The organism is Segatella maculosa DSM 19339 = JCM 15638, from assembly GCF_000382385.1.
Classification (GTDB): Bacteria; Bacteroidota; Bacteroidia; order Bacteroidales; family Bacteroidaceae; genus Prevotella; species Prevotella maculosa.
Genome location: NZ_KB908346.1, coordinates 1 through 21,098, shown reverse-complemented (window position 1 = coordinate 21,098; position 21,098 = coordinate 1). Strand labels below are relative to the sequence as shown.

The following is a 21,098-nucleotide window of genomic DNA, read 5'->3' as shown; positions in this document are numbered from 1 at the left end:
AGACAGCGATAGCCAGAGTCGTGAAAGAGAATCATGATGAGCATGATTTCAGCCTTTGACATCGTGGAATCACGGTGATATGGGCTCTTATTGGTTGGTTTTAGCGTGTATTTTGCCATCATTGCGTCATAAAACTTGCAGAAGTCGTCTGCCATACAAAATATTTCCGTAACTTTGTCCTCGGTGATCATAGCGATTTTTGTTTGTATTTCTTTGTAAATCAGTACTATAAAGTTACAACAAATTTCGCTAATCACCAAATTTACAGACACTTATAATTCATCGAACTCACGTTATTTTATGGTTTATTTCTAAGAATTGTTGCGGCATACCTTCCCATCGCTTCATAGCCTTTGGGGTTCAGGTGAAGCCAATCATCAGAATATTCCGACTTGAGTTTTTCTGTATCTTGTGGGTTGCGTACCAATCTATCAAAGTCAATAATCCCATCGAAACAATCGGTATTACGAATCCATTCGTTGACAGTTTGTCGGGCAGCCTCATGGAAATAGCTGTACCAATCACTGCCTTTGAAAGGCGTTATTGTGGCTCCATATACCTTGATGCCTTTATTTTTAGCTTTCAAGCTTAGCATTTGATAGGCCTTGATGAGTTCTTTTACTATCTGCTCACTGTCTTTGCTGAGCCCAATGTCATTGGTTCCTTCGAAAAGGATAAGTGTCTTCACACCGCTTTGTCCAAGAATATCGCGGTCGAAACGCTTCAAAGCCGGTTCGCTAAGCCCACCCCTGACAACACAATTGCCACCAATACCAAGGTTCAGCACGCCATATGATTGATTGGTATTAAGACTTTCTGCCATGAAATCTGTCCAACGGTTCTGTTTGTTAGTGGTTGTTCCGCGCCCATCAGTAATGGAATTACCCAGAACGGCAACCACCGGAACATCTGTTGCCTGCACGTCTAAGGCCGAAAGATTATACCAATGGTCCACTTTCTCACTATCATCGAAATCCGATTTGGGTCGGGCTTCACCTTTTATAATATAGGAAGTGGTGCGAGAACCACGGTGCGAAGTAGCATGTTCGGGTGTTTGTGCCCCGTAACTGATCGTGATAGCAAGTCGTTGTCCGGCTTTCAATACATATTTGATTGGGTCAGACCACAAGGCCTTTTCTGAAGGAATCGTCGTTTTTTGCTTACCGTTAAACTTCAAATATTTGGTCGTTCGGACGTCCGTCTGCCAGCTTTCACCTAACACATCGGCTATCATCACCGAGGTAATCTCCACAGGTTGCGTACTGAACTCATTGGAAAGCTTCAGTCGCAGCAAGCTTCCTCCAAGAGAAACACGAATGATATTACGCACAGAACGGTTGGAAAGACTGCTTGCCGGCATATCGCCGAGGCTCGTGAACTCAACGGCCGTCGCCCATGTCCCCACCCAATTCTGCGCCTGTACAGCTATCGGTTGAGCCAAAACGAAGGTCATCATCAACGTAAATATCGCCCAAATCTTTTTCATGTTATTTGAAGTCTTGATACCTGCAAAAGTAATAAAATCCTTCTTATTAAACTTCATCAGATGTAACGAGAACATTTCCTTTTGTATCATTTTTGCTTGATTTTCCCTTTTTATCAGCGAAACATTTTCAGAATGAACAGGTTTTCACTATTTTTGTAAGGATAAATCAAAAACCAATCCTGACAAACCTCATAAACTTCGTTTACTTATGAAGCAAACAATCCTATCCCTTTTAATAGCTTTCTGTCCGTTGCTTTCGCAGGCAGAAGACGGCCATGCGCTTTGGTTGAGATACAAACCCTGCAACAAAGCCAATATCATCGCACCGCAAGGCGGACCGACTTTACAGCTTGCCATTGACGAATTGCAACGCTATTGGCAAGGTCCTGCCCTGAAACTTATCCTCAATCCGAACCTGAAAGATGACGATGGCTTCATCTATGACGGTGATTCCATCTGCGCACATTCCGAGATAGGACTACTCTACGGGGCCTACGAAGCCTTGCGCATACAGGCTCAAGAGGCCGACCCCGGCCTTGGTGGCTACACAGCTCCCAAGTTTCCGCGACGCATTCTCGACCATTGGGACAACCTCGATGGCACAATCGAACGCGGATATGCAGGGCGAAGCATCTTCTTTTCGGCCCATTTGAAAGGCCAAGCTTGGGCAAATCGCATCAAAGAGTACGCCCGGGCAAACGCCTCTATCGGCCTTAATGGCAGCGTATTAAACAACGTAAATGCTGCTCCGAAGGTCTTAACTGCCGAATATATCGACACGGTTTGCATGATAGCCAACGTGCTTCGGCCTTACGGAATCAGGGTATATCTCTCCGTAAACTTCGGCAGCCCGAAGGCCTTAGGCTACACGAAGACGGCCGACCCGCTTGATAAAGGCGTCATAAAATGGTGGAGGGAGAAGGCCAATGAAATCTATAAACGCATACCAGACTTCGGTGGTTTCCTCGTAAAAGCCAATTCCGAGGGTCAGCCGGGCCCTTTTGATTACGGTCGAACCCATGCAGATGGTGCCAATATGTTGGCCGATGCACTGGCCCCCCACGGCGGAATCGTGATGTGGCGTAGCTTTGTTTACGGTGCAAAACATAAGGGTGAAGACCGTGTAAAGCAGGCCGTCAGCGAGTTTAAAGACCTTGATGGACTGTTCCGCAGCAATGTAATTTTGCAAAGTAAGAACGGACCTCTCGACTTCCAGCCACGAGAACCCTACGCTCCAATCTTCGATAACATGAACAAAACGCCTCAAGCTGTGGAGTTCCAAATCACACAAGAGTACACAGGACAGAGCAAACACCTCGTCTATTTGGCTCCAATGTGGAAAGAATTCTTCCACTTTGTTTCCCCCGACAGCCTCAAAGCAATTGCCGGAGTGAGCAATGTGGGCGACGACACCAATTGGTGTGGCCACCCGTTTTCACAGGCTAACTGGTACGCTTTCGGCCGTTTGGCATGGAATCCTTCGCTTTCTTCCGATTTCATCGCACAGGAATGGATTGGCCAAACCTTCGGAAACGAGGTCGACAGCTATGCACTTGCCGACATGATGACAACGAGTCGGGAGGCCTGTGTGGACTATATGATGCCGTTAGGGCTACACCATCTCTTCGCTTTCGACCATCATTACGGTCCCGAACCCAATGGTTTTAAAGCCGAATATCCGTTGGAATGGTGTCCAGTCTATTATCATAAAGCGAATAAAGATGGCATCGGTTTCGACCGTTCTTCAACGGGAACGAATGCCGTTTCGCAGTATCGTGAACCCTATCGGAGCCTATATAACGACCTTAAAACCTGTCCCGATGAATACCTGTTATGGTTCCATCACGTGCCATGGGACTATAAATTACGCAACGGAGATACCCTTTGGGACGAACTATGTGCGCTATATTACAGGGGAATCGAACAAGTAATTTCCTATCAAAAGCTATGGAACAAGGTTAGACCTCAAATCGATCGGGAACGTTGGGAGCATGTCAACACGCTCTTGGGCGTGCAACTTGAGAATGCAAAGCAATGGCGTGACACCATACTGCGCTATTTCCAACAGTTTTCCAAGTTGCCGATAAAGTATGCTTACACCGATATTGCCTACCCAACCGAGCCGTCTGTATCGACCATCAATGACAAACCCTAACCCTTTCAGCTGTATGAAACAACTTGTTTTACTCCTTACGCTCACGCTGTCAAGCCTATCCGCCTTTGCACAACACTTCATCTTGGGTGCCGAACTCAGTAATTCTGCTGCCACAAGCATTGCCGACATCGACAGCGTTATCCCCAAAGTAGCACGCGCAGGTATCAACACGGTGCTCGTTCCTGCCCAATGGGACCTCATAGAACCACGTGAAGGAGTCTTCGATTTCAGCACGATTGACGAAACAATCCGCGTAGCCCGACGCGAAAAACTGAAAGTTATTCTCCTGTGGTTCGGTGCGTGGAAGAACTCCATGAGCTGCTATGCACCCCTCTGGTTCAAGCAAGACAAGCGATTTCCACGCGCCATGACGGCCGAAGGTAAGCCGCTTGAGATTGCAACAGCCTTTTCTGAAGCGGTGTTTCAAGCCGACAATAAGGCCTTCATGGCCCTCATTCACCACCTCAAAGCAGTGGATACAGACCGCACAGTGCTGATGATTCAGATAGAGAATGAGATTGGAATGCTTGAAAGTGCACGCGATCATTCGTTGCTTGCGAACCGGGAATACGATAAAGGAGCGTGGAGAAAAGAGCTTAAAAGCATTGGTTTCACCGCCGAAAACGAATATGAAGACGAAGCCTTTCAGGCCATCTACTACGCGAAATATGTAGAACGGCTGGCTGTCAATGCCAAGAAAGTAATCGATTTGCCCCTATTTGTGAACGCAGCCATGAACAGTCGGGGGCGTAAACCGGGCGAATATCCGTCGGCAGGACCACTGGCCCATCTGAAAACAATATGGAAAAAGTTTGCCCCACACATTGACCTTATGGCCCCAGACATCTATGATACGGGCTTCGCCGGCTGGGCTGCACAATATGATTTCAAGGATAATCCACTCTTTATCCCCGAGAGTCGCAGTTGCAGAGACACGGGTGTGCGTGCCCTTTACACCTTTGGTGCGCACAATACCGTGGGCTTCAGCTGCTTTGCACTCGATCATGCCGATGCCGAAACCGTAGAGAACGTCCGACAAGGTTATGCGCTTCTCCGTCAACTTCGGCCGCTATTAACAGGTAATTTCAAACACCATGGCCTGCTATTCGGCACGGCTGATGATGAAAAAATCATTCATGAAGACGACTTCATCATCACATCTCGCCACTATTTCACACTACCTTGGGACCCTCGTGCCAAAGCTTCCACGTGGCCTGAGGCTGGTGGCATGATAATTCGACTGGACAAGGGCGATTATCTCATTGCCGGGAACGGACTTGTTGTGTCGTTTCAGACTGAAACGGAGCATCGTCAGCACGAAGAAAAGAAGCTCGGTGAAGACGGATTTGCCGAGAAAGGCAATGAAAACAAGGCCAAAAAGCCGCAGAAAACCTTTACCGGGAAACGCGCAGGCATAGGCTTTGTAGACGAAGTAGAGGTGCTTCCCGATGGCAACCTGCGCTATCTTCGCCGACTGAATGGCGATGAAGACCATCAAGGACGGCATGCCCGGATTGCCGTTGGCGACTGGAAAGTGCTCCATGTGAAGCTCTATACCTACGAATAAAGCCCCGATGAGAGACCGCATACTGATGGAAATACGGGCATGTCAGGGTAAAAAACGGCTTATCTATAAAACGTAGCAGCGGATATATGCCGAAATAAAAGAACAAACAACGATATGAAAAGACGAATTGAACTCTTTACGCTCCTCTTTTGCCTTACTTTAACGGCCTTTGCACAGAAGAGTAGCGAACAGATGGGAGCCATTTATTATGTCTACCCAGAGTATAAAGTGGGGCGATTTACGCCAGTTCCCGATGGTTTTGTGCCGTTTTATATGAGCCATTATGGGCGGCATGGCAGTCGATGGTTGACCTCTGATGCGCGTTATGAATGGATTATTGAGCAGTTTTCCGATGAGGATAATCTGACGAAAGCGGGCAAGAAAACGGCAAAAATGTTGCAGATCGTGTGGCAACAAGCACGCGGTAACGGTGGAAAACTCTCTCCGATAGGTGCCCGTCAGCATGAGGAGATTGCCCGACGCATGGCACTTCGCTTTCCAGAGTTATTTTCTTCTGAGAGTGAGATAGAGGCTTTCTCGAGCGTTTCAGACCGTTGTGTGAAGAGCATGCAGGCCTTTTGCCGCGGACTTGATGACGATCAGCGGAAAAGAAAGGTCGAACAGCACGCGGATTCGGCCGATATGATGTGGATAGCCTATAAGAGTCCCGAGCTGGAAGCATGGCAGAAGACGGTCCACCCGCCGCGTCGTTTGGGCAATGAACGGTTCATTTCGGCCCTTTTCAAAGACCCTTCAAGGGTGCAAGATGCCGAAAAACTGATGACAGAACTGCATGCCGTGGCCTCGGATATGCAGGACGTGGGGCTGAAACTCGATTTCTATCAGTTGTTCACAGAGGAGGAATTGCGCGACATTTATGAGCAAAACAACTTGCAAATGTGGCTCAGCAATGGGCAAGCCCCTGACAACTACGGTGTCACTCAACGCTCGGCCGTGAGCTTATGGCACAATATTAAGGCCCAAGCCGAGCGCGCTTTGCAAGGCAATCTGGCTGCAACGCTGCGCTTCGGTCACGACACCCCGCTCTATCGTTTGCTGGCTTTGCTGGGTCCGGACAACCTTTCCGACGAGCAAACGGACGAAATGGACGAGGTCATTCCCATGGCGGCCAATTTGCAAATTGTGTTTTATTACAATCCCGATAAAGCCCGAATGCCGCTCAATCCACAGCAAGTGATCGTGAAATTCATGCACAACGAGCGCGAAATACGGCTCTTCAAAGTGCGCTCTTTGGATGTGGGACCGGACGGAAAGACGGGCTATTACTATCGTTGGGACCACATTTTGGCCTACGTGGAGAAGCGTATTGCCAACGCCGAGGCGCAAGGTCACATGGCAATCCTCAATACTTTCGTGGGTACTGACTATGCCGTCACGCCCGCGATGAGCCGTTATGGCAAAGGAAGTGAGGAACATGGGCAGACACTTCCGGCCGTCCTTGAACCCAATGGCATGACATTCTGGACGCCACAGACGCGGGACGGCGAACAAAAATGCGTGGCACCCTATTACTATCGTGATGAAAAACTGCAGGGATTTCGTGGCAGTCACTGGCTCGTTGGGGGCTGTACGCAGGATTATGGCTCGTTTACGGTGATGCCATTGATGGACAGTTTGTGCCTGAAACCGGCCGACCGAGCCACGCGTTTCAGTCATGCCGACGAGGTTTCTCATCCGGATTACTATGCCGTTTCACTGCCCGACGAACATTTAAAGGCCGAGATGACGGGCATGAGTCATGCGGCGATGCTTCGCTTCACCTATCAAAAAGACGGCAAAGCCTATATCGTTGTGAACACGAATAATGGTTATGGAGAAGGCTTTGTGGCCGTCGATACGGCGCGAAACTGCCTCTATGGCCACAATCCCGTACACAGAATCTATCAGGGTTGGGGCGAGAAAGCAGGCTTCAGTGGCTGGTTTGCCGTCGTATTCCAAGCCCCTTTGCAAGATTACGGCGTGAAAGATGGCGTGGCATGGGCGGCCTTCGACGTGTCGAAAGGCGATGAAATCATGGTCAAAACAGCCTGTAGTTTCGTCGATATGCAGGGCGTTTTCAACAACATTCTGCAGGAGATTCCGCACTGGGAGTTCAACGATACGCGCTCAAGAACGGTGGACCGATGGAAGGCAAAGCTCAATCGGGTGCGCGTATTCTCCAAAGACAAGGCCGCAATTGCCAAGTTCTACGGGGCCTTATACCGTGCTGCTTTCTTGCCACGTGCCTTTAGTGACAAGGACGGGCGCTATCCTTCGTTTGCCGGAAGCAGTCGGATTGTGCAGCATTCCATGGGAAATCTCGGTGGGAAACCACTTTACCGACGGGCTTATATGGACTTTTCGATGTGGGATATCTACCGCGCTTTGCTGCCGTTGAACCAGCTTATCGAGCCGGCAGCCAACGGAATGTTGCAGAGTTTAGTAGACATGTACGACGAAGGCGGCTGGCTTCCCGTGTTTCCTTGTTGGAATAGCTACACTTCAGCCATGATTGGCGACCACGCTTCGGCTGCTTTGGCCGAGGCAATCGTGAAAGGTGGACGAAATATCGACAAGGAAAAGGCCTACGAAGCCATGCGAAAGAACTCTTTTGAACTGCCGGATGCCGAGGCATATCGGGAAGGAAAGGGACGCAGGGCCATGCAAAGTTACCTGAAATATGGCTATATTCCGCTGAACGACACTGTGCCTGAAGCCTTCCATACCCATGAGCAAGTGAGCAGAACCTTGGAGTATGCCTACGATGATTATGCCGTTGCGCAGGCTGCAAAGGCTTTGGGTAAGACCGAAGACTACCAACTTCTCATGGCCCGGGCACGCAATTGGCGCAACATTATCGGCCCCGCGGGTTGGGCAGATGGCAGATGGGCCAATGGAAAATGGCTGAAAAATCGGGATTTGACCACGCGTGTGAAGTTCATCACCGAGGGAACTGTGGCGCATTACACGTGGTATGTGCCCCATGATGTCTATGGATTGATGGGCGCGATGGGCGGAAAGAAGCTCTTTACCGACCGACTCGACCGCATGTTCCGCGACAGTTTATATTGGCATGGCAACGAACCTTGCCAGCAAATTCCCTATCTTTATGCCTACGCGGGGCAGCCTTGGAAGACGCAACAGGCTGTGAGAGCCATTCTCGACAACGAATATCTTGACGTTCCGGGAGGACTTAGCGGCAACGACGACGCTGGACAAATGAGCGCATGGTACGTACTTTCGGCTTTAGGGTTCTATCCGGTGTGTCCCGTTTCGCCTTATTATGTCATAGGAACGCCCACGTTTGACGAGGCTCGCATCGGACGTTTCACCATCAAGGCGAATGGTGTTTCACCCAAAAACTGCTATATCCAATCGGCCACCTACAACGGGAAGCCCTACACGCGCAACTATCTGACGCACGAAATGCTGACGGGCGACGGCCTATTGGAGTTCACGATGGGGACAAGTCCCAATGTGGATTGGGGCAGTAGACCCGAAGATTGCCCGCCCGATTTGATGAAATAGGGGGCCCACCCCCGGCCCCTCCCGAGGGAGGGGAGGGCATACTTGCGGGCAATGATGGAAGTTTCAGTTTTCAATATCGATCATCCCGATTTTCAATATCAATCCTCGTAGTCTTCAATATTGTTCTTCTCGGTTTTTAATATCAGTCCTCGTAGTTTTCAATATCAGTTCTCGCGGTTTTCAATATCAACCATATTGCACGCTAATCTCAGCCATTTTACCGTGCAATCTCAACCATATTGCGCGATGAAATGGGTAAGATTGGAAAACAATATATAAGTCATTGATTATCAATAGGGCTGACACTCGGGAATGCTTGAATGCATGTAGGAACCTTGACTTTGAACTTTGAACATTGAACTTTGACCTTTAGGATTTGCAGACTTTGAATATTGAAGTTTGAATATTGAACTTTAGGATTAGCAAAATGATAAGATGAATTGTTGACAAGAGGCATGTAGGGACGCACGGCTCGTGCGTCCGCCCTAATAATCGTGCATTTGTGTTTCATTCTCCTTGAGCGGACGCACGAGCCGTGCGTCCCTACATGCCCATATTGTCCATATTAATGCATGAAATGATTGATTGAATGAGCTGTTAGAACGCATGTAGGGACGCACGGCTCGTGCGTCCGCTCTAATAATCGTGCATTTGTGTTTCATTCTCCTTGCGCGGACGCACGAACCGTGCGTCCCTACATGCCCTCCCCGACCGTATTGCGCTGTAAAGTGGAATATGGTGTAAACCGAAGTACATGATTCAACAAAACAGCCGGCAGGGGGTTAATATCGGTTATAAATTGAATTTACAAATATAATGGCCGCCTTGCGTGGCATTTCGTCACACAGTTAATATCCGTTATGAATTGAATTTACAACCTGTGGAGACGATTCTTGTCTATTATTGCACTTTTCCCGTCTTGCTATCCGGGGGCAACAAATCCAAAGCTTCGCGGGTCATAAAGGGGCGGAGCCGCCGGTAAGGAAGCGAGAAAAACGGTAGTCCGTAGACATCGGGGCAGATTTCGCCTTGCGCATATTCAAAAATCACATCGCTACCCTGCAAATACAATCCCTCACGGGGCAGCGGAATAAACGGCCCATACAGTACTTCGTCCAGTTCATTCAGCACATGACCGCCCTCACTATCCTCAAAATACTGTTTCAAAAGCGCCTCTCGCATGAGCTTTTGAAGGGCTTTCACCTTCGTTGCATCAATGATTTGGACACGCTTTCCGTCTGATTTTCTGAACGTAGCGCCATAAGACAGATACTCGGGATGCGCCCCACCGAAATAGCATTCCACCGATATTCCATAGCTGATGGCCTTGGCTGACTCCCATGTCTTGCCGCCCCAGAAGTAGAGATACTGCTGCAGTGTCGTCCTTCCTACCTCATTTGCCCATGCGACGAAGCCCTTTTGAAACTCCTTTTTATAATAGTCAAGCACGGCATTGGGGTCGGAAAGGGGGCCATGATAGGTGTGTCGGCGCAGCTGTTCGGTATCGGTTCCCAGGATACCGGGGTTAAGTTTGACCAAGATTTCGGCTACATAGCGCGTCAAACTGTCTCTGACGGCTCGGTTGCCACCGCCGATTGGCAGGGAGAGTTCGTAGCCCACGCTGTCTAATCCCGGGCGTACAGCAAACGTATCCGTCAGGGTTCGGAAGCCTATCGTGTCGGGTTTCAGTCCTCTTCTGACGGTTTTTTGGTCATTGGAGCGGACAGCCGATGCCCTTCTATGCGTGCAACTTGCTGCATAAAAGGCCAAGAGAACGAGACCGAAGCCAAGATAAAAGCCGGCTTTTTTCATGTTTCTGATGTTGAAATGACGGCCGTCAAGGGCCTTTCCTATTTGCAAAAATCGCGAAAATCATCGAGACAAGCAAACAAACAAGGAATTATTTCGCCGAAAAAAAACGGGAACAGGGCCGCAAGGTTACGGAAAAAGATGTATCTTTGTAACAGTTATAGAAACTATGTAATACCTTATGAAACGCTATCTGCTGTTGCTTTCCCTGCTGTTTACGCTACATGCCCACGCCCGAACGGGCAGACTGTATGACGGCGACAACCAACTTTCGAGCAGTTTCGTCACGAATATCTATCAAGACAAGGACGGTTTCATGTGGATTGCCACGCGAAACGGACTCAACCGCTACGACGGTTATCAGTTCAAGACGCTGAAAAAGGAACACAAGACCTACGGACTTTCGAGCAATTATATCAACTGTGTCTGCCAAGACCGCAAGGGAGCGCTCTACATCGGCACCAATCTCAACGTGCAACGCATGGAGAACGGGCGGTTCGCCGACGTCAGATTGCTAACCAACGACAACAAACCCGTGCGCACATATATCACGGATTTGCTCGAAACCCACGACGGAACGATGCTCTTTTCCTCGTCGGGTTACGGCATATTCAGGCTCAACGGCAACGTAGCCCGGCCCATTGAGGCCCTGCGCACGGTGAACTACGTGAGTCATATCATGGAAGACAGCCACAACCGCCTTTGGATCGTGAGCGAAGACCAAGGCCTTTTGTGCCTCGACGGCAAGCGGTTGCTGCGCTATTTCACGCGTCCCGGAGAGCGAGAACTCGTGAAAGGTGGCGACATTGGGGTAGACCGACAGGGCAATGTCTACGTGGGCATCAAGGGAATGGGCCTGTGGTGCATGGCCAAAGGGGCCAAACAGTTTACGAAGATAGCTGCAACGGGCAACCTACCCATCGTGAAAGTCTATATAAACCGGGCAGGACAAGTGATGCTGGGCTGTGATGGTTCGGGCCTTTATGTGTACGATCCGGAACGTCAACAGCTGGTTTCCAATCCTTATTACGACAACATCGACCTCTCAAAGACCAAGGTTCAAACGATAGTCGAGGACCGTAGCGGCAATATATGGCTGGGATTGTTTCAGAAAGGCGTCTATATGCAGCCCTCAACACACTCGGATTTCGGCTATATGGGGCCTAAATCAGGGGCCAACGTGATAGGCAACAACTGCGTGACTGCGGTCTTGCGTGACAAAACGGGCTACATCTGGGTGGGAACTGACCGTGATGGACTTTATTTGTTGGACAAAGACCATCGTCTCGTCCGCCATTATACCACTACACCCGGCACCATTCTCAGCCTGACAGAGGACAGATTGGGCCGCATCTGGACGGGAAGTTATCAGCAAGGCTGCGGCTGGGTGACGGCAGGTTCGGCCACCTATCACCCCGTAGACCTTGAAATGGGCGAGCGACCGAGCATTTTTGGCATCACGACCGACCCCAAAGGAAACCTTTGGTTTGCCTCGATGGGACAGGGATTGGCCTGCCTCGATATCCGAAACTACGGCATCAAGCACTACAGACAGTTGCCCGGAGCTGGTTTCGACCGCAAGATGAATTCGATACCCAACGATTATCTGAACAAAGTTGTGGTGTCGCGCGACGGCCGTCGCGTCTATGTTGCGGGAGCAGTAGGGCTGAGTTGCCTCGATTTGACGGCCAGGAACTGGACCAATGTCTTTGGAACGAACTGCCCGAACTATAACACCTTTTCGCGCGTGTTGCTGGAAGACCGAAGCGGTCGTGTGTGGCTCGGCACCAATGATGGGCTCTATTGCTACGACATCAAGGCACGCAAGCATCGCTTGTTCACCATGCAAAACGGACTGCCTGACAACGGTATTGCCTGCATCGAGCAGGATTCGAGGGGCAGGCTGTGGGTAGGAACCGACCACGGACTGTGCTGTATGACGACAGAAGGAAACGTGTTGGCTTGCTATTATGCCAACAACGGACTGCAAAGCAACGAGTTCTCCGACGGAGCTTCCTATATAAGCGACGGACGCTACCTGCTTTTGGGCGGAACGGCAGGCATCAACTGGTTTGACACGGCCCGGAAAACAGACCAATCTTGGACGGCCAAGGTGATGATTACAGGGCTTATCGTGGGCAATCAGCAGCAGAATATCGGCATCAATGACAGCAATATCCGACTGAAATACGAGGACAACTCGTTCTCCATTCAGCTTTCAACCCTCACATACGACGACCCTGACAACATCACCTACCTCTACAGTATCAACAAAGAGGCTTGGGTGAGACTGCAACCCGGCATGAACGAGATCATGTTCAGCCATCTTTCGCCGGGCAATTACACCTTTCGGGTGAAGGCAATGTATAACAATATGCCGTCGGAAGTGAAGGCTTTCACGGTGGAAATAGAGGCACCTTGGTATCGTTCTGCGCCTGCTTACATGGTCTATCTGCTGACGATTGCCGCGCTCATCTGCCTGTTTTACCGCTATCAGAAGCGTAAGACGCGCGACCGCATGCGCCTTCAAGCCCACATGCATGCCGAGGAAATGGGCGAAGCCAAACTGCGCTTCTTCATGAACATCAGCCATGAAATTCGCACGCCGATGACGCTTATCATCTCGCCCCTGCTGCAATTGATGAAGGAAGATACCGACCTTCACCGACAAGGCATCTATACCACCATCAAAAGGAACGCCGAACGCATTTTCCATCTCATCAATCAACTCATGGATTTGCGCAAGATTGACAAGGGAATGTTGGCCATGCACATGCAGAAAACGGACTTGGTGGGCTTCATAGACGATGTTTACGCACTCTTCAAAGAGCAGGCCAAGGCGAAGAACATCGACTTCCGCTTCGGGCATGATGGGCCACTTTCCGTGTGGATTGACCGCAGGAACTTCGACAAAGTGCTGGTAAATATCATCTCGAATGCCTTCAAATACACGCCAACGGGGGGCAATATCGCTATTCGCCTCAGCCATACGGACACCGAAGCACGCATCACCATCAGCGACAATGGCGAGAAAATACCCGAAGAAAAGCTGAAACGGATTTTCGAACGCTTCTATCAAGCCGACACAAAAACCAACGATGAGCATATCGGAACAGGCATCGGACTCGACTTGGCACGCTCGATTGTGGAACTGCATTACGGAAATATCGAGGCACGCAACCTTGAAAACGAAAGGGGTTGCGCCTTTGTGGTCACCCTGCCCTTGGGGAACAGTCACCTCAAACCAGAAGAAATGATGGACACGGAGACTGAAAAAGACGGGCCTATCGACCTCGATGAATCGCAAACTTCGCTTGAAACCGTAGGGCAAGAGGGTGAAACGGGAGGAAAACATCGGCCTTCACTCAACGAACAACTGTCCAATCGCAAGCGTCAGACCATCGTTATTGCCGAAGATGATGACGAAATCAGCCACTATCTGCAAACGGAATTGGGGCGCAATTTCCACGTCATTGCCTGCGATAACGGCCGCGAGGCACTCGATGTTATCCTGAAAAAACTGCCTGCATTGGTCATTACCGACTTGATGATGCCCGTGATGAACGGCAATGAGCTGTGTGCCAAAATCAAAGCAAACGTCAATACAAACCACATTCCCGTTATCATGCTGACGGCAAAGAACCGCGATGAAGACCGATTAGAGGGTTTGGAGACGGGTGCCGATGCCTATATCGTGAAGCCGTTCAACATGGATATCCTGCGACGCACAGTGTTCAACATGCTGCATCAACGCGAATTGCTGCGTAATAAGTTCAACGGCAGCCAGACACAAGAGGGAAAAATCAAACCGATTGCACTGGATTCGCCCGACGAAAAGCTCATGGAACGCATCTTGAACGTCATCAATGCCAACATCAGCGTGCCCGACTTGAACACGGATATGATTGCCCGAGAAGTGGGAATCAGCCGTGTCCATCTGCACAGAAAGATGAAAGAACTGACCAATCAGACGCCCCACACCTTCATTCGCAACACACGTTTACAGCAAGCGGCCCGGCTTTTGCAGAAAAGCGGACAGAATATTACGGAAGTAATGTACGCCTGTGGCTTCACCAACTCGGCCTCGTTCTCCACCATGTTCAAGAACCTTTACGGCATGTCGCCGCGAGATTACATGAAGAAATAACAAAAAAAAGTCCCTGCACGATGGCTTTCACCATGTGCAGGGATTGTTTTTAGGTTGGAATGTCCGTTAAGGATTACTCAACGGCGCCATTATCTGCATCGTTATCTTGGTGTTCGAAGCGACGACCACGATTGTCCTCGCGGTAATCCCCGTCACGACGAGGACGACGTTCGCCACGATCAGGACGCGGACGACGCTCACGTTCTACATAACCTTCAGGCTTTTCGAGCAGTGCACGGCAAGAAAGCTTGTACTTACCAGTCTTGGGATCGATCTCCATGAGCTTCACTCTGATCTTGTCTCCCTCTTTGATGCCGGCTTCTTCAACGGTTTCAAGACGCTTCCAACTGATTTCCGAGATGTGAAGCAAGCCATCTCTGCCCGGAAGAATCTCAACGAAACAACCGTAAGGCATCACACTGCGAACCGTACCTTCATAAACCTCGCCCACTTCGGGAACGGCTACGATGGCCTTGATTTTGTTCATTGCGGCCTCGATGCTGTCTCTGTTGGGTGCCGAAACGGTCACATGACCCTTTCCTTCGGTCTCATCAATGGTGATGGTTGCACCGGTTTCTTCCTGCATCTGCTGGATAATCTTACCGCCGGGGCCTATCACTGCACCGATAAACTCCTTGGGTATGTCGAAAGCTTCAATGCGTGGAACCTGTGGTTTAAGCTCTGCACGAGGCTCGGAAATGGTTTCGAGCATGCAGTTCAGGATATGTTCGCGGCCGGCCTTAGCCTGCATCAATGCCTGCTCAAGGATTTCGAACGACAAACCGTCGCATTTGATGTCCATCTGCGTGGCGGTCAGACCGTCACGTGTGCCGGTTGTCTTGAAATCCATGTCACCCAAGTGGTCCTCGTCACCAAGAATGTCACTCAAAATGGCGTATTTATCTTCGCCAGGGTTCTTGATCAAGCCCATAGCAATACCACTGACAGGCTTTTTCATCGGCACACCTGCGTCCATCAATGCAAGGGTTCCGGCACAAACGGTAGCCATAGAAGAAGACCCGTTCGACTCAAGTATCTGGCTGACCAAGCGAACCGTGTAAGGATAATCCTCGGGAATCTGCCCCTTCAGTCCGCGCCATGCCAGATGACCGTGGCCGATTTCGCGACGACCTACGCCACGCTGTGCCTTGGCCTCACCGGTTGAGAACGGAGGGAAGTTATAATGCAGGAGGAAACGCTGGTAGCTTTTCTCCAAAACATCGTCTACAAGCTTCTCATCGAGCTTTGTTCCGAGCGTACAAGTGGAGAGGGAGAGGGTTTCACCACGCTGGAAAAGCGCACTTCCGTGGGGCATTGGGAGCGGAGAAACCTCGCACCAAATGGGTCGGATGTCCGTGGTCTTACGACCATCAAGGCGTTGTCCTTCATCAAGAATGCAGCGACGCATGGCATCACGCATCACATCTTCATAGTAACGGTTGGCCTCTGCGTGCTTCTCTTCAAGGTCTTCTTCTGACAAATCGCTGTGCGCAGCATCGTATTTCTCAAGGAAATCGGCCAAAATCTTATCGAAAGCATCGTGGCGTGCCTGCTTTTCGAGCGCCTGTTTATTGATATCATAAACGGGCTGATAAAGCTCTTTCTTGATTTGTTCACGCAAGTCTTCATCGTTGATTTCGTGATCATACTCGCGCTTCACGTCTTTACCGAGTTCCTTAGCCAGCTCTTCTTGAAGCTCGCACATCGGCTTGATGGCCTCAGCTGCAACCTTCAGCGCACCGATAAGGTCTTGTTCTGAAACCTCTTTCATCTCGCCTTCCACCATCATGATATTGTCCTTGGTGGCAGCAACCATCAAGTCCATATCGGCATCTGCCATCTGTTGGGAGGTAGGATTGATGACATATTCGCCCTTAATGCGGGCAACACGAACCTCGGAAATATAATGTTCGAAAGGAATATCAGAGCAAGCCATAGCCGCAGAAGCTGCAAAACCGGCCAAAGCATCGGGCTGGTCTACACCATCGGCCGAAAGAAGCATCACTTGAACATAAACTTCTGCATGGTAATTAGACGGGAAAAGCGGACGAAGTGCCCGGTCAACGAGACGCGAGGTCAATATCTCATTGTCGCTCGCCTTGCCTTCACGCTTGGTGAAACCACCCGGAAAACGACCTGCAGAACTGTACTGCTCGCGGTAATCAACCTGCAAAGGCATGAAATCTGTACCCGGAACGGCATCCTTTGCTGCACAAACCGTTGCCAAGAGCACTGTGTTGCCCATGCGGAGCACCGCAGCACCATCAGCTTGTTTTGCAACTTTTCCGGTCTCAATCGTGATGGTTCTCCCATCAGGCAATTGAACTGTTTTTGTAATAACGTTCATCTAAATAATTCTTATTGTTTTATCTAACATCTTAAAATCCGCGCAAAGTTACCTATTATATATGAGAAAAAAAAGTAAAAGGCCCATTATTTCATTATTTTATGCAAAAAAGAACCGACAATAGCGCTTCCAAAGGATAAATTCGTACCTTTGTACCCGATGATGATACGCTCTATACTGTGTATTGCTGCCGGAGGTGCTTTGGGATCTGTCTCGCGATGGCTGCTACCCAAGCTGTTGCAGGGTACGTTTTTAAGCGTCTTCCCATTGGGAACGGTGACCGTCAACCTTTTAGGTTGCCTGCTTATCGGCTTGTTTTATGGCATTGCCGACCGAGGGACAGGCATACAGGAAGGCTGGAAGCTCTTCTTGACCGTGGGATTCTGCGGCGGTTTCACCACGTTCTCCACCTTTTGTAACGAGAGCTTGACGCTGCTTCGCGCCCATCAGCTGTGGCAAGCGACTGCTTATATGGGAGGAAGCGTCTTCTTAGGTATCATCGCAGTCTATGCAGGCCTGCAAATTATCAGATTGTTCTAACGGAATATCGTCTCTCCTCCCTGTCGTTCCATCACAACGTCACCACGCTCTCACTCCTTTTCTGCCCAGTTTACTTTCCTATTCCTCTCGTTTTTTTCCTTTCAAATTTTGTCGTTTGCCCTAATTGCACTACTTTTGCATTCGGAACATGAAAAATCTATAAGAAAATGAGAATAAGAAAACGCTTTATTATCGCAGCTTTCGCGCTTGTCGCCTTGGGCCTGACTTCCTGCACGAACAAGAAATTCCGCGTTGAGGGTGAGATTTCCAACGCCAAAGACTCCATGCTGTATTTCGAAAACATGAGCCTCAACGGCCCTGTCATTGTGGATTCCGTGAAATTAGGTGAGAACGGAAGTTTCTCTTTCAGTGAAAAGGCCCCCGAAGCCCCTGATTTCTATCGCCTGCGTATTGCCGGACAGATGATCAATGTGAGCATCGACTCCACCGAAACCGTGCACATCAAGGCCACCTATCCTGCAATGGCCACCCAATATGAGGTCAATGGAAGCGAGAACTGCCGTAAAATCAAGGAGCTGGCACGCATGCAACAGGCACTTCAGACGCAGATTGACAACATCATCAAGCGTCCCGATCTGGGCATCGACGCTGTAGAGGCCACCATCGCAAAGACCCTTGAGGCCTATAAGGATAAGGTGAAGCGCAATTATATCTTTAAGGAGCCCATGAAGGCATATGCCTACTTTGCCCTTTTCCAAACCGTTGTACTAGGCGACCAGCAACATCTGATTTTCAATCCGCGCAATAGCAAGGAAGACAATAAGGTCTATGCGGCTGTGGCCACGAGTTGGGACACCTTCTACCCGAAAGCCGAGCGCGGAATCAACCTACACAATATCGCCCTGCAGGGCATGAAAGACGCCCGCCTCATCGAAGCTGAACAGCAACGGGCCCGTCTCAGTGCCGAAAAGGTGAAAGTGAGCGGCATCATCGACATTGCATTGCCCGACAACAAGGGTAACATTCGTCGCCTGTCCGATCTTTCCGGAAAGGTAGTCATGCTCGACTTCCACGTCTTTGCCGGCGAAAACAGCACCCGACGCATCATGATGTTGCGCGACCTCTACAATAAATATCATGCCCAAGGCTTTGAAATCTATCAGGTTTCTGTAGACCCCGACGAACATTTCTGGAAGACACAGACAGCCGCACTACCTTGGATTAGCGTCCGAGATGAGGCCGGGACGGAGTCGCAGACGCTTAATCTCTACAACGTACAAAGCCTTCCTACGTTCTTCCTCATCGGAAAAGACAACGCAGTGAAGTTGCGTGACGTGCAAGTGAAAGACATTGATGCTGCCATCAAGAGCCTACTCTGACGGATAACCTCCCTTTCGCGGTTTCCACCGACAGCCTGCAACGGTCGCCCCCTGTTGCAGGCTGTTTTTCATTTGCAAGGAAACACGTCTTCAGCGGCATCTCTTCCCTGCCACTCCAAGCAGACTCAAGCGTACTATAAGCATGTTCAATCTGCTCAATTCAAGCCTGAGCTTTGAAATACTCAAAAAAAAACAAACAACTCATAGCGAAAATTAAACATCTCCTTTCCATATGTGTATCGCAAGAACTATTCTCTTTCTTCCTTTACCGACAAATAATGAAAGGATATATGTAACATTTTTTTTCTTGTCCAAGACCAATTTCAGTTTCATTAGGCAAGGTCCTTATTTTGGTTCGGTAGTGTAATATTCTATCAATGGCCCTTTGAAATCATAGCTTTTGATGAACCGATACATATTTTCAAAAGGGAATGACTTCGGATGCACCAACCAATCTGTCCAGTCCATTTAGCTTCCTACGGCCAATCCTCGCCAATATGTCGCTGATCACCAATATTCTATTTTTCTTTTTGAGCGCATTTTCTTTCCTTCTTGAGTAGCATAATAACTCTTCGTCCAATTTCCTTTATTATCAAAATTAGAATATGTGAGTTGTACTTTATTTAATTCGCTGTCAGCATAGGGAACAATACCACTCAAAACTGATAGACTATCTGATTTTCTTATCTCGTCTGTTAATTGCCCCATTTTATTATAGGAATAGAATACACTGTCTGTTCCATTGAAAGACTTGGTTTCTAGAATTTTCTGCTTTTTTTTATTATAATAACAATTCACTTTCGAGACATTGCCATTTTCCTTTTGCCAAGCGGTTGCCTCTTCATAGCTTATCAGCAAATCACCGTCATATACAAAGTTGTCTATATATAATGATACGGTTGCCGAACCATTCATGTACACCCTGCGTTTGTAACATTTTCCAGAAGGAGAAAAGTAGTCTTCGTATTTCTTCACCAATTTGGGGTACGGAGCACTCATGTCTGTTATACTTGTCACTACGACACTGTCCATGATCCTGTAATCATATGTATAATCAGACTTCAATTTTCCTTTGTAAAAGCTCTGCTCACGAATAAGAGAGCCTCGTCTGGCGAAATGACAAACAATGCTCCATTTGTCGTGTGTTGTAGTACTAATCTTCCTTATCCCTGTAACACTTATACGGTTATTACTGTCCACTCTCGGATTCGAAGGATACCCAGGAACAACAATTCCTGCAAATAAAAAGATAAGGTAAAATAGGTTCTCCATTTTGTACATTTAGTTGTCTTTATTAGCAAGCACATTGTTTGCGTTTGTCTGATTATATCTGCGGGATATCCTCCATAGAGTCTACGGAAGGAATATGGCAAATTTCTGAATCATCTACCTTCCAAAAATCTAATTCATAGAGCGTATCATTAGAATCTATTAAAAGATAAACTGCTACTTCAACATTATCAACATCATGAAACTTGCAACATGAAAGAACTCTACTTTGTCTTCGAGTATATTTCTGGTTATTTTTAAAAAGCCCAATACTGCCTATTTTCTCTTTTGTGAGAGGATAAGCGATAAATTTATTTTCCCAATTACTTTCTAATTGGAATTGAGCTTTGGACGCTAGAAAGGCAATAAGAGCTACTTCCTTAGGAAAAATTTTTCTTTTATATTCCATGAATCCGACCTATATTATAAATATATTCACCATTCTCCAACCTTTTGAATACAGTATATTGAAGTTTGTCACCTGACACATTTATTATTCTATTCACTGGTTTGTACGTTGTCAAATAAAAGTGCACAACTGCAAATATAGTTATTTACTCCGATACTTCATTCTTTTATTTTCAAAAATTCTTTTGTTGATTGAATTTTGCTTTATTATTTCTCTTATCTTTTTGATTTTCTCCCCTTGCCCTAAATATACGTCTCTAGGTGTAAGATTATCCAACGATTCATGAAACCTCCTCTCATTATAGTATTTCACCCACTCATCAATAGCCTTTTCTAATTCAGAGGGACAGAAATAATGATTTAGTTTTATCACATTCTTCATTGATCGATGATATCGTTCTATCTTTCCTTGTGTCTGCGGATGCAAGGGCTTGCCATGAATATGCTTGATGTTATATACCTTACCGAGATACTCCTTGAGAGAGGAAGCAATATAACATGG

The 21,098-nt window shown here is 48.4% G+C and carries 12 protein-coding genes and 1 pseudogene; 6 read left to right on the top strand and 7 right to left on the bottom strand.

Going from position 1 to position 21,098, the window contains the following annotated elements:
- Positions 1-191 (bottom strand): annotated as a pseudogene (locus tag H164_RS0113165) (IS982 family transposase); the annotation flags it as partial.
- A gap of 107 nt (positions 192-298) precedes the next feature.
- A complete protein-coding gene (locus H164_RS0113160) occupies positions 299-1,576 on the bottom strand; it encodes an SGNH/GDSL hydrolase family protein (protein WP_019969058.1) in 1,278 nt (425 codons plus the stop codon).
- A gap of 118 nt (positions 1,577-1,694) precedes the next feature.
- On the opposite strand from H164_RS0113160, the gene H164_RS0113155 reads away from it, so the two are divergent.
- From H164_RS0113155 to H164_RS0113145, 3 genes are all read left to right on the top strand, one after another.
- A complete protein-coding gene (locus tag H164_RS0113155) occupies positions 1,695-3,641 on the top strand; it encodes an alpha-glucuronidase (RefSeq protein ID WP_025830339.1) in 1,947 nt (648 codons plus the stop codon).
- A gap of 13 nt (positions 3,642-3,654) precedes the next feature.
- On the top strand, positions 3,655-5,208 hold the full coding sequence (locus tag H164_RS0113150; protein ID WP_026356377.1) for a DUF5597 domain-containing protein: 1,554 nt from the start codon (positions 3,655-3,657) through the stop codon (positions 5,206-5,208).
- 114 nt (positions 5,209-5,322) lie between these two features.
- Positions 5,323-8,736: a GH92 family glycosyl hydrolase gene (locus H164_RS0113145; protein ID WP_026356376.1), complete on the top strand. Its 3,414-nt coding sequence runs from the start codon at positions 5,323-5,325 to the stop codon at positions 8,734-8,736.
- Between the two features lie 900 nt (positions 8,737-9,636).
- Here the strand turns inward: H164_RS0113145 and H164_RS0113140 are convergent.
- Positions 9,637-10,548 carry an RsiV family protein gene (locus H164_RS0113140; RefSeq protein WP_051082200.1) on the bottom strand — a complete coding sequence of 304 codons (912 nt, stop codon included), beginning with the start codon at positions 10,546-10,548 and terminating at the stop codon, positions 9,637-9,639.
- Positions 10,549-10,726: 178 nt separating this feature from the next.
- On the opposite strand from H164_RS0113140, the gene H164_RS0113135 reads away from it, so the two are divergent.
- The gene (locus H164_RS0113135) at positions 10,727-14,692 is read left to right on the top strand and encodes a hybrid sensor histidine kinase/response regulator transcription factor (RefSeq protein ID WP_019969053.1); all 3,966 of its coding nucleotides are present in this window, start codon (positions 10,727-10,729) and stop codon (positions 14,690-14,692) included.
- Between the two features lie 73 nt (positions 14,693-14,765).
- Here the strand turns inward: H164_RS0113135 and pnp are convergent, their stop codons facing one another.
- Complete coding sequence (gene pnp / locus H164_RS0113130) at positions 14,766-17,039, bottom strand: polyribonucleotide nucleotidyltransferase (protein WP_019969052.1); 2,274 nt, start codon at positions 17,037-17,039, stop codon at positions 14,766-14,768.
- A gap of 159 nt (positions 17,040-17,198) precedes the next feature.
- Here pnp and crcB point away from each other — a divergent pair, with 159 nt between their 5' ends.
- Both crcB and H164_RS0113120 read left to right on the top strand, forming a co-directional pair.
- The gene (gene crcB / locus H164_RS0113125) at positions 17,199-17,579 is read left to right on the top strand and encodes a fluoride efflux transporter CrcB (protein ID WP_019969051.1); all 381 of its coding nucleotides are present in this window, start codon (positions 17,199-17,201) and stop codon (positions 17,577-17,579) included.
- Positions 17,580-17,746: 167 nt separating this feature from the next.
- Positions 17,747-18,919, top strand: a complete 1,173-nt coding sequence (locus H164_RS0113120; RefSeq protein WP_019969050.1) for a TlpA disulfide reductase family protein — start codon at positions 17,747-17,749, stop codon at positions 18,917-18,919.
- Positions 18,920-19,426: 507 nt separating this feature from the next.
- Here the strand turns inward: H164_RS0113120 and H164_RS0113110 are convergent.
- From H164_RS0113110 to H164_RS0113100, 3 genes are all read right to left on the bottom strand, one after another.
- Positions 19,427-20,200, bottom strand: coding sequence for a hypothetical protein (locus tag H164_RS0113110; RefSeq protein WP_019969048.1), 774 nt, complete (start codon positions 20,198-20,200; stop codon positions 19,427-19,429).
- A 43-nt stretch (positions 20,201-20,243) separates the two neighbouring features.
- Positions 20,244-20,597 carry a DUF6984 family protein gene (locus H164_RS0113105; protein WP_019969047.1) on the bottom strand — a complete coding sequence of 118 codons (354 nt, stop codon included), beginning with the start codon at positions 20,595-20,597 and terminating at the stop codon, positions 20,244-20,246.
- Positions 20,598-20,738: 141 nt separating this feature from the next.
- On the bottom strand, positions 20,739-21,098 hold a 360-nt coding region (locus H164_RS0113100; RefSeq protein ID WP_019969046.1), incomplete at its 5' end, for an integrase core domain-containing protein.

Excerpts from the sequence above, each read along its gene's own strand:
- H164_RS0113150 (WP_026356377.1), top strand. The coding sequence starts at position 3,655 with ATGAAACAACTTGTTTTACTCCTTACGCTCACGCTGTCAAGCCTATCC.
- H164_RS0113155 (WP_025830339.1), top strand. The coding sequence starts at position 1,695 with ATGAAGCAAACAATCCTATCCCTTTTAATAGCTTTCTGTCCGTTGCTT.
- H164_RS0113135 (WP_019969053.1), top strand. The coding sequence starts at position 10,727 with ATGAAACGCTATCTGCTGTTGCTTTCCCTGCTGTTTACGCTACATGCC.
- H164_RS0113105 (WP_019969047.1), bottom strand. The coding sequence starts at position 20,597 with ATGGAATATAAAAGAAAAATTTTTCCTAAGGAAGTAGCTCTTATTGCC.
- crcB (WP_019969051.1), top strand. The coding sequence starts at position 17,199 with ATGATGATACGCTCTATACTGTGTATTGCTGCCGGAGGTGCTTTGGGA.
- H164_RS0113110 (WP_019969048.1), bottom strand. The coding sequence starts at position 20,200 with ATGTACAAAATGGAGAACCTATTTTACCTTATCTTTTTATTTGCAGGA.
- pnp (WP_019969052.1), bottom strand. The coding sequence starts at position 17,039 with ATGAACGTTATTACAAAAACAGTTCAATTGCCTGATGGGAGAACCATC.
- H164_RS0113145 (WP_026356376.1), top strand. The coding sequence starts at position 5,323 with ATGAAAAGACGAATTGAACTCTTTACGCTCCTCTTTTGCCTTACTTTA.
- H164_RS0113120 (WP_019969050.1), top strand. The coding sequence starts at position 17,747 with ATGAGAATAAGAAAACGCTTTATTATCGCAGCTTTCGCGCTTGTCGCC.
- H164_RS0113140 (WP_051082200.1), bottom strand. The coding sequence starts at position 10,548 with ATGAAAAAAGCCGGCTTTTATCTTGGCTTCGGTCTCGTTCTCTTGGCC.
- H164_RS0113160 (WP_019969058.1), bottom strand. The coding sequence starts at position 1,576 with ATGATACAAAAGGAAATGTTCTCGTTACATCTGATGAAGTTTAATAAG.